Origin of the sequence: Sphingomonas mangrovi (assembly GCF_047975845.1) — a bacterium.
Lineage (GTDB): Bacteria > Pseudomonadota > Alphaproteobacteria > Sphingomonadales > Sphingomonadaceae > Sphingomonas.
Map to the genome: position 1 here is coordinate 26,080 of NZ_JBIUCZ010000036.1, position 8,686 is coordinate 34,765.

The 8,686-nt window shown below is 68.3% G+C and carries 7 protein-coding genes; all 7 read right to left on the reverse strand.

Annotated elements, in window-relative coordinates:
- Positions 1 to 92: 92 nt before the first annotated feature.
- Positions 93 to 563, reverse strand: coding sequence for a DUF2141 domain-containing protein (locus ACBY01_RS14925; RefSeq protein ID WP_416461734.1), 471 nt, complete (start codon positions 561 to 563; stop codon positions 93 to 95).
- A gap of 91 nt (positions 564 to 654) precedes the next feature.
- On the reverse strand, positions 655 to 1,998 hold the full coding sequence (locus tag ACBY01_RS14930; RefSeq protein WP_416461735.1) for a lipopolysaccharide biosynthesis protein: 1,344 nt from the start codon (positions 1,996 to 1,998) through the stop codon (positions 655 to 657).
- Positions 1,995 to 3,125, reverse strand: a complete 1,131-nt coding sequence (locus ACBY01_RS14935) for a CDP-alcohol phosphatidyltransferase family protein (protein WP_416461736.1) — start codon at positions 3,123 to 3,125, stop codon at positions 1,995 to 1,997. The genes ACBY01_RS14930 and ACBY01_RS14935 overlap by 4 nt, the downstream gene beginning before the upstream one ends.
- 46 nt (positions 3,126 to 3,171) lie before the next feature.
- Positions 3,172 to 4,293 carry a hypothetical protein gene (locus tag ACBY01_RS14940; RefSeq protein WP_416461737.1) on the reverse strand — a complete coding sequence of 374 codons (1,122 nt, stop codon included), beginning with the start codon at positions 4,291 to 4,293 and terminating at the stop codon, positions 3,172 to 3,174.
- Positions 4,293 to 5,012 carry a phosphocholine cytidylyltransferase family protein gene (locus ACBY01_RS14945; protein WP_416461738.1) on the reverse strand — a complete coding sequence of 240 codons (720 nt, stop codon included), beginning with the start codon at positions 5,010 to 5,012 and terminating at the stop codon, positions 4,293 to 4,295. Before ACBY01_RS14945 ends, ACBY01_RS14940 begins: the two co-directional genes overlap by 1 nt.
- 89 nt (positions 5,013 to 5,101) lie before the next feature.
- Positions 5,102 to 5,863 (reverse strand): sulfite exporter TauE/SafE family protein, encoded by a 762-nt coding sequence (locus ACBY01_RS14950; RefSeq protein ID WP_416461739.1) that lies wholly within the window; start codon positions 5,861 to 5,863, stop codon positions 5,102 to 5,104.
- A 107-nt stretch (positions 5,864 to 5,970) separates the two neighbouring features.
- Positions 5,971 to 8,358, reverse strand: coding sequence for a TonB-dependent receptor (locus ACBY01_RS14955; protein ID WP_416461740.1), 2,388 nt, complete (start codon positions 8,356 to 8,358; stop codon positions 5,971 to 5,973).
- Between the last annotated feature and the right edge of the window lie 328 nt (positions 8,359 to 8,686).

The window sequence follows — 8,686 nt, forward strand, 5'->3', positions numbered from 1 at the left end:
TCCGCGCCTTTAGCGTGGCAATTTTGTGGCAACGCGCGCTTCTGGCAACCCGCTGCGCGCGATTTTGTCGCGAGAAGTGCCCGGTTCGCGACCTAGCGCCCGTAGCGGGTCTTGATCGCGATGCTGGTGCCGCCGGCGGGAACGGCGAAGCGGGTCGACTTGAACGAGGGCAGGCCCAGCGTGGCCGGCGCGTCGTTCGAGAAGCCGAAGCCTTCCTTGATCGTGAAGGCGGTACGGTTGAACTGATGGTCGCCGTTCTCGTCGTGATAGGTCGCGAGCGCATAGTGCCCCGGCGGCAGCCAGAAGCAGGCGCGCGTGGTCGGGGCGCTCGCCTTGACGCGGGCGCGGGCAAGCTTGGCGCCGCCCTTCAGGAAGCGGCTGCTGTCGTCGGGGTAGACGGTGAAGGCGACTTCACCCTTGGCGTTGCGCAGCGCGGTCGCCGCGACCTCCAGCTTGACCTTGCCGGCGCCGGGCTCGCCGACGCAGCTCGGCGCGGCCTGGGCCGGAGCGGAAAAGGCGGCGGCACTGGCGAGCAGGCCGAGGGCGGGGAGCAGGAAACGCATCGAAACGACTCTCGAAAAATGCACGGGTTGCCGTCGCCTTTATGTGCGGACGGATGAACGCAGGCTTTGCGCGGCGTTCATCCGGCGCCGGTCAGACCGCCACCTGCTCGGCCCGGAGCCGGTCGCGGCGGATGGCGAGGCCGAGCATCAGCGACAGCAGCACGGCGGTGACCACCGAGGCGATCAGCACCCCGGCGGCGATGCCATCGGCGCCCATGGTCGGCGAGAGGAGGAAGGCGGAGGCGAACATCGTTCCCGTCGCCGCGAGGCGGACGAGGAAGGCGCTGCCGGCGCGGTTGGCAGCCATCAGCACCGGCTCGAACCCGACGGTGCACAGGTCGACGCAGCCCGCCGCGGTCAGCCACAACAGGCTGGAATAGGCGTTGCCGAACTCCTTGCCGCCGACCAGCGCGAGGACGTGCTCGCCCGCGAGCAGCAGCGTGCCGAACACCAGTGCCGCGACCAGCGTCGAGATCGCGACCGAGCGCACGAGGAAGCGGCCGATCTTGCGCAGGCCCCCGGCGTCGATCGAGCGGACGATTTCCGGGAAGGCGGCGCGCGCGAGCAGCTGCGACAGCTTGGTCATTGCCTGGGCGAGCTGGACCGCCAGGCGGAACTCGCCGGCCGCGGTGGTGCCGGCGACGCCGCCGACCAGCAGCAGCGGGAACTGCTTGCTGGACAGGGTGAAGGTGGCGTTGGCGTTGGTGCTGACCGCGAACCGGACGATGCCGGGATTGTCGGCGACGACCTGACGCAGCCCGCGGCCGTGGTGGCGCATCAGGCGCAGGTTGCCGGTCTTCGCGACCATCGCCCAATAGGCGAGCGCGGTGAGCAGCTCGGCCGCCATCCAGGCGACGAGAAAGCCCTGCAGCGTCGGGTGGATCAGTGCCACCAGCCCGGCGCCGACCAGTCGCACGATCGGCGTCGCGCTGTCGGCGAGCGCGGCGAGCGAGAAATTGTCGCACAGCCGCAGGATGCCGAGCGGCGTCGAGCGCAGCGACAGCAGCTGCACGATGGTGAAGAGGAAGGTCGCGCGCCACAGCGTCGGGCCGATGCCCAGCATCTCGCCCCACAGGCTGAGGATCGTGGCGGCCACGCCGACGCCGACCACCGCGCTCGTCGCGTCGAGCGCGGTGCAGGCGCGGAACAGCCGGGCCATGCGGTCGCTGTCGCCGGCCGAGCGATAGGCGGTGCCGTAGCGGACGATGATCTGCCAGGTCTGGAAGCCAACCAGCGCGACCAGCACCTGCGAGGCGCCGACGATGATCGAGAAGCGGCCGAAGTCGGTGACGCCCAGCGTCCGCGTGACGATCGCCAGGTAGAACAGCGACAGCACTGCGGTCACCCCGCGCCCGGCGAGCAGCCAGCCGAGGTTGTGCATGACGCTGCCCAGCCCCTTGCGGGGATCGCCGGTGCGCGCGGCGAAGGGGTTCACGCGAGCCAGCTGGTGATCCTTTCACCGTGGCGGGCGCGCCCCATCGCCTGCAGCAGCCGCACCAGATGCACCACCAGCGAGATCGCGGTCCACGCCGCCACCCCGATGATCCCCCAGTCGGGCCGCTGCACGAGCAGCAGCGCGAACAGGATCACCATGTTCGGATTGCGCCGCGCGGTGATGAGCCGGAACCAACTGTCGAACCGCTCCCAGACGTGGATGTGCATGCCGAAGCGGACGATGAACGCCCCCTCGATCAGCCGCTGGGCGACATAGCCGAACAGCATCGTGCCGATCACCAGCCAGAACATCTGGTCTGTGAGCGGCCGGCCATAGTCGGCGCACCCCGCCGCCCAGGCCCACCACCAGAAGGGCGGGTGGACCAGATCGACGCCGTGGTCCCAGGCGTTGCCGAGCTTCGACGCGGTGATCGTGCAGCGCGCGAGCTTCCCGTCGACGGTGTCGAACACCATGAAGACGAGCCCGGTGGCGAGGCCGGTCCAGAACCAGCCGTGCCAGAAGGCGATCGTGGCGACGATGCAGAGCAGGCTGCCTGCCGCGGTCACCTGATTGGGGGTGATCCCCAGCCGCGCGGCGATGCGGGTGAGCGCGAACGCCCATTCGGGCCAAAGGTATTTGGTGAGGAGGTCGGTCACCCCCTTGTAGGCGCCGGTGTAGCTGGCGCGCTCGATCGCGGGCACGGCTTCGGGCACCAGCGGCTCGACGAACGGCTGCTCGCGTTTGCGCAGCGCTTCGTTGAAGATGCCTTCCTCGGCCTCGGCGCGGATCTCGGCGAAGCCCGCGGCGGGGGCGACGGGCGCCTGCGCCTGCATCGCGGCGAGCGCGGCGTCGCGCTCGGCCGCGGTGGCGACATGGGCGAGGGCGGGAACGCCGTCGCGCGTCACCAGCGTTGCCGGCTTGTCGGCGAGGTGCGCGATCCACACCGGATCGAACGCGAAGCGCAGGTTGACGAGGATCGCAGGCAGCGTCGGCTCGGCCGCGAAGCTCAGGCTGCGCGAGGCGGCGATCCGCCGCACGCGCTCCGCGTTGGTCATGCCCCACAGCAGCGTCGGGTTGTCGCCGACGGGCGTGACTGCCGGCCGGGGCTGGTCGTCCTTGGGTGTCATCCCCGCGCCGATAGCCGATCGTACGGCGATTGCGAGCACAAAGCCGTCATCGGCGCCGTGCCGCGAGCACGTCGAGGATCTCGCCGGCGGCACGATCGGCAGCCGCGCCGCTGGTATCCCCGAGCGATTCGGCGGCCAGTGCCGCCTGTGCTGCCGCGAACCGCGGGTGTTCGGCCGGTGCGCGGGAGAGGGCGGGGAGGACCGCATCGAGCGTGTCGACCACCTCGCCCGCGACCCACATCGCGTAGGAGGGATCGTCTGCCCAGGCGGCCCCGGCGGCGTTGAGGAACACGCACGGGCGCGGCCGCATCAGGAACTCCAGCACCTGGCTCGACGTGTCGCCGAGATAGGCGTCGGCGGCCGCGGTGTAGCTACCGTCGACCGCGGCGAAGCTCTCGAAATCGCAATGGACGTCGACACGTCCGCGCAGCTCCTCGCACAGCGTGCGAACTTCGGGCGCGCGTTCGACCAGCCGCTGATGGGGAGCGAAGATCAGGTTCCAGCGCCCTTCCGCCAGCACGCGCCGGACGATCTCCTCGCCCCAGCGCCACCAGGAGGAGCGGTGCTGCTGCCAGTGCGGGTTGTAGAGCAGCACCGGGCGCTGCTCGGCGAAGTCGGGGCGGGCGTAGCTGCGCTGGCGGAAAGCCGCCTTCACATAGCCGGTGGCGACGATCCGCTCGGGCGGTAGCCCGCGCACCAGATAGGTGTCGCGCTCGCGTTCGCTCGGCACCAGCGTGCGCCACGCGGCGCGACGGCGGCGGTCGTCGCGCGCGCTCATCGAGCCGACCCCGTGCGAGGTCTTCACGAAGCGGGTGGGGAGCGGCAGCAGCCGCGGCAGCCACAGGCTGGTCTGTTCGGCGCAGACCGCCACCGGCACGCGCGCCAGCCGCGGGGCGAGCCGCGCGAGCATCGGCAGCTTGGCCGGAAGCGGCGGGTTGCTGCCGGCGGCCACCGCGACGGTGCGGAAGCCGGGCGCGCGGCGGATGCGGATCGCTCCGCCGGCGCGATCGCCCAGCCAGCTGCCGATTAGCGCCTCGTGCATCGAGGTGCTGACCCACAAGTCCTGCGGCAGATCGGGCGCGCGCTCTGCCAGCGCCTCGACGATCGGAAAGAGGTGTGGGATCAGCAGCGTCTCGCCGAGGAACAGGAAGGCGACCCGATCGCGCATCAGGCAGGGGTTCCCTGTGCGTGGCTCCATGCGTCGATGTCTTCCGGCCGGTCGATTTCCTGCCAATTGCCGGCGTGGTGCTCGATCGCGGCGACGCCGACGGTGGCGGCGAGCTCGGCGACGATTGCGTGGTGGTAGGCGGCATGGCCGCTGTCGCGCTCGATCACCGTCTCCAGCGCGCGGCGATAGGCGTCGCCGCCGTTGCTGGTGACCACGCCAAGCGACCGATGGGTGGTGCGCGACGGATCGAGGTCCTTGGCGACGGCGGTCACCTGGCCGTCCGCCACCGCGACGCGCATGTCGTCGAGCACGTCGCCGCCGCTCGCCTCGACCAGCAGGCCGACGCCGGCTGGCGGCGCGCGCAGTGCCTCGGTCAGCACGGTCTCGTCGAACACGGTGTCGCCGTTGAGCAGGCAGAAGGGCTCGAGCAGATGGTCGCGCGCCACCCAGACGCTGCCGATGCTGTTGCTGACCGACCAGAAGGGATTGAACACGGTCGTGACGCGCAGCGGCAGCGGATGTTCGGCGACGAAGGCGTGCACCTGGCGGTGGCGATAGCCCACGACAATCGCCGCTTCCTCGATCCCAGCCTCGGCGAGAGCGGTCAACTGCCGCAGCAGGATCTCGCGGCCCTGCACCTGCACCAGGCACTTGGGCATTTCCAAGGTTAGGGGGAGCAGCCGGGAACCATAGCCGGCGCTCAGGATGACCGCTTTCATCCGCCCGCCTTAGCTTTCGGGGACGCGCTTGTCAGCTTTGCGCCGAGCGGTCGGCCGGCGGCAGGTCGGTGCCGTCGGCCGGCACGCCCTCAGCCCAGCGCGCGGATGAAGCCGTAGGTACTGGTGATGGTCAGCACCGTGCCGACCAGGATCAACATGGTCTTGGTCGGAATGCGCTTGGCCATGACCGCGCCGAACGGCGCGGCGACGATGCCGCCGATCAGCAGCCCGAGCGTCGCGGTCGCGAAATCCCGAAGCCCCAGATGGTAGAGGAATGTCACCGAGACGGTGAGGGTCAGGAAGAACTCGACGCTGTTGACGGTGCCAACCACCTTGCGCGGCTCGACGCCTTGAACGAGCAGGTTGGAGGTGACGATCGGCCCCCAGCCGCCGCCGCCGGCTGCGTCCATGAAGCCGCCGAACAGGCCGAGCGGCTCGACCACGCGCGGCTTCGCCGTCGTGGGCGGAAACAGGATGCCGCGGATCAGCAGATAGACGCCGACCGCGACCAGATAGGCGAGCACGAACGGCTTCACCGAATCCCCGTCGAGGTTGGTGAGCAGATAGGCACCGCAGACACCGCCGATGACGCCGGGAATCAGCAGCCGCAGGAACAGCTTCTTGTCGACGTTCCCCGATAGAAAGTGGCTGATCCCGGACACGGCCGTCGTGAAGGTTTCGACGATGTGGACGTTGGCGGAGGCACGCGCCGGCGGCAGTCCGATCACCGCGACCAGCAGCGTGTTGCAGATGACCCCGAACGCCATGCCCAAGGCCCCGTCGACGATCTGGGCGCCGAACCCTACGGCGATGAACGGCAGCAATGCTTCCACGCTGAACGAAGGATCCACGGCATCTTCCCTGTTGTGATCGTGCCTGTCATGCCGTGCCGAAGGCCCGCCAACAACATAGTTATGGTTTAGAGGCACTCGGGAGCGGGGAACGCCGGTCCCGGCGCTCAGAAGGAGAAGCGGACGGTACCGCCCCATGTTCGGGGATCGGCCAGTTGCGCGGAGATCAGCCCGGTGTTGCCGGGCGTCACTGCCAGCGATTCGAAATAATTCTCGTCGAAGGCGTTCCGCACCCAGCCAAAGAGGTCGAAGCTGTCCGTGCGGAAGCCGGCGCGGAAATTGTGCAGCGAATAGCCGTCGACGTCGGTGTAGATAGACCGCGAGGCGTTGGACGAAAACTTGGAGCGGTAGCTCGCGTCGTAGCCGACATAGGCCTGGCCGTCGCGGTCGAGGACCTTGGCGGGCACGTTGTACTCGGTGCCCCAGGAAAACGCCCATTTGGAGATGCCGGGCAGCCACTGGCCCGACACGTCGCAGTTGGCGGGGCTGTTGACGCCGCCTGCCAGCTCAGGCGGACAGGGCGCATCGACGAACTTGACGAACTCGTGATCGGTGAACGCACCGTTGAGGTAGGCGGAGAGGCGCTGGGAGGGACGGATCGAGAAATCCGCCTCGATCCCGCGCACCCGCACCGCGTCTGCATTGGCCAGATAGCCGCGCAGCACGTTGCTGCCGCTGATGTTGCTGATGACGCTCGCCTGGAAGTCCTTGATCCGGGTCCAGAAGCCGGTGACGTTGAGCGTCGCGCGGCGACCCCAGAACTGCGACTTCACGCCGACCTCGAAATGGTCGACCTTCTCCGGGTCGATCTGCGCGACCTCCAGCGCCGGCGTGCCATCGGCGCGGCTGGGCACGCCGTTGAGGTTGATGCCGCCGGTCTTGAACGAGCGCGCATAGGTCGCATAGGCCATGACGTCGGCGGCGACATCGTACGACAGGTTCAGGTCGTACGAGAGGTTCCAGTCGCTGAAATTCGGCTCGAAGAACTGCGACGACTGGGTGCCGCGCTGCGCCGCGGTCCACGGATCGCCGTAATAGGGGTGCGAGGCGTCGTTGGTGATCAACTGGCGCGTGCCGTCCGAGGCGGTGCCGGTCACCACCGAATCGTAGCGTCCCTCCTTCTTGTCGTAGTTGATGCGGATGCCGGGCGAGATGGTCAGCCGGTCGGTCGCATGCCAGTTGAGCTTGCCGAACGCCGCCAGGCTCAGGTTCTTGAGCAGGATATCGTTTTCGGCGGTGATTCCGTTCAGTACCGCGGGATTGTGCGACAGCGGATTGCTCGGCGCGAGCAGCCAGGCGCTGGCGGCGGGGCCGGTCTCCTGGATGCCGGTCGTGTGGTTCTTCTGGTAAAAGGCGAAGCCGCCGACGACGAAGTCCAGCTTGCCCGCTTCATAGGCGTAGCGCAGCTCCTGGGTGTACTGGTCCTGGTGGGTCGGATTGTTGACCTTGGTGTAGATCGGCAGCCCGGTGAAATCGCGGTCGTTCTTCGGCCCCCAGTCCCAATAGCGCCAGGCGGTGACCGAGGTGAGCGTTCCGGGGCCGAGGTCCCATTCGACCCGCACTGACGCGCCGCCGAGTTCGTTGCGCGCGGCGAGATCGGCGTCGAGGTCGGTCAGGCGATCGAACGGATTGGTGCTCGGCACCCGATAGCCTGGGAACAGCGCGGTGAGCGCGGTATATTGGCGGTCGAGCGCACGCTGCGTCGTGCCGACGCGGGCGTAGACCTGGCCGCAGCAGATCGGGTCCTGAAGGTTGAAGTCGCCGGACAGCGTCACGCGGACGTCCTCGGCCGGCTTCCACAGCAGTGCGCCGCGTAGGCCGAGCGTGTCCTGGGAGTTGATCCAACTGTCAGTGGTGACGTTGTAGATCGTGCCGCGGCGGTCGGTGGTCGACAGGCTGAGCCGCGCGGCGAGCGTGTCCGACAGCGGGCCGGAGACCGACAGCTTGCCCTGCTTGAACCCGTAGTTGCCCGCCGACACCTCCGCCCGCCCTTCGAAGTCGAAGCTGGGCGCGCGCGTGGTGATGTTGATCGCGCCGGCGGTGGTGTTCTTGCCGTAGAGCGTTCCCTGCGGCCCGCGCAGCACCTCGATCTGCTCGACGTCGACGAAGTCGAGCGTCGCCGAAGCGATGCGGTTGTAGTAAACCTGGTCGACATAGATGCCGACGCCCTGTTCGAAGCCGTCGTTGGTCAGCCCGAACGGCGCGCCGATGCCGCGGATGTTGATGAAGGTGTTGCGCGGATTGGTGGAGAAGAACTGCAGCGTCGGCTGAAGCTGGGTCAGGCGGCTGATGTTGTACGCACCCTGCGCGTCGAGCGTCTCTCCGCCGATGACCGAAATGGCGAGGGGCACGTCCTGCACGTTTTCGCTGCGCCGGCGTGCCGTGACGACGACCTCGCCCGACGGCGGCGCTGCTGCAACCGCTGCTTCTTCCTCGATCGTTGCCGGCTCTTGAAGCGCGGCGGTCTGGGCATGTGCCGCGCTGCCGCCGGCCATCCCCGCGATGGCCGTTCCGGCAAACAGAACCGATCTGACTCCGAGCACCTTCCGCACCATCAACCTCCCCGTCAACTGGAGGACTAATCTCCACTACAAAGATCGGATATCAAGCGGAGTGCTGCTTTAGCGGCGCGAAGCAGGGCTTTCGAGGTGTTCGCCGCGTGCGTTCCTTCGTTCGCACCGACACGGAACGCCAAGCAACACGTCGTCACCCCAGCGAAGGCGGGACCTTTGCATAAAGCTGGGGATGTGATTCTCTTCGCTGGGTATCGGAGAGATGAGATGCGCAAGCAGACGAGGCCGGCGTCCTTTGCGGACCTGTTGG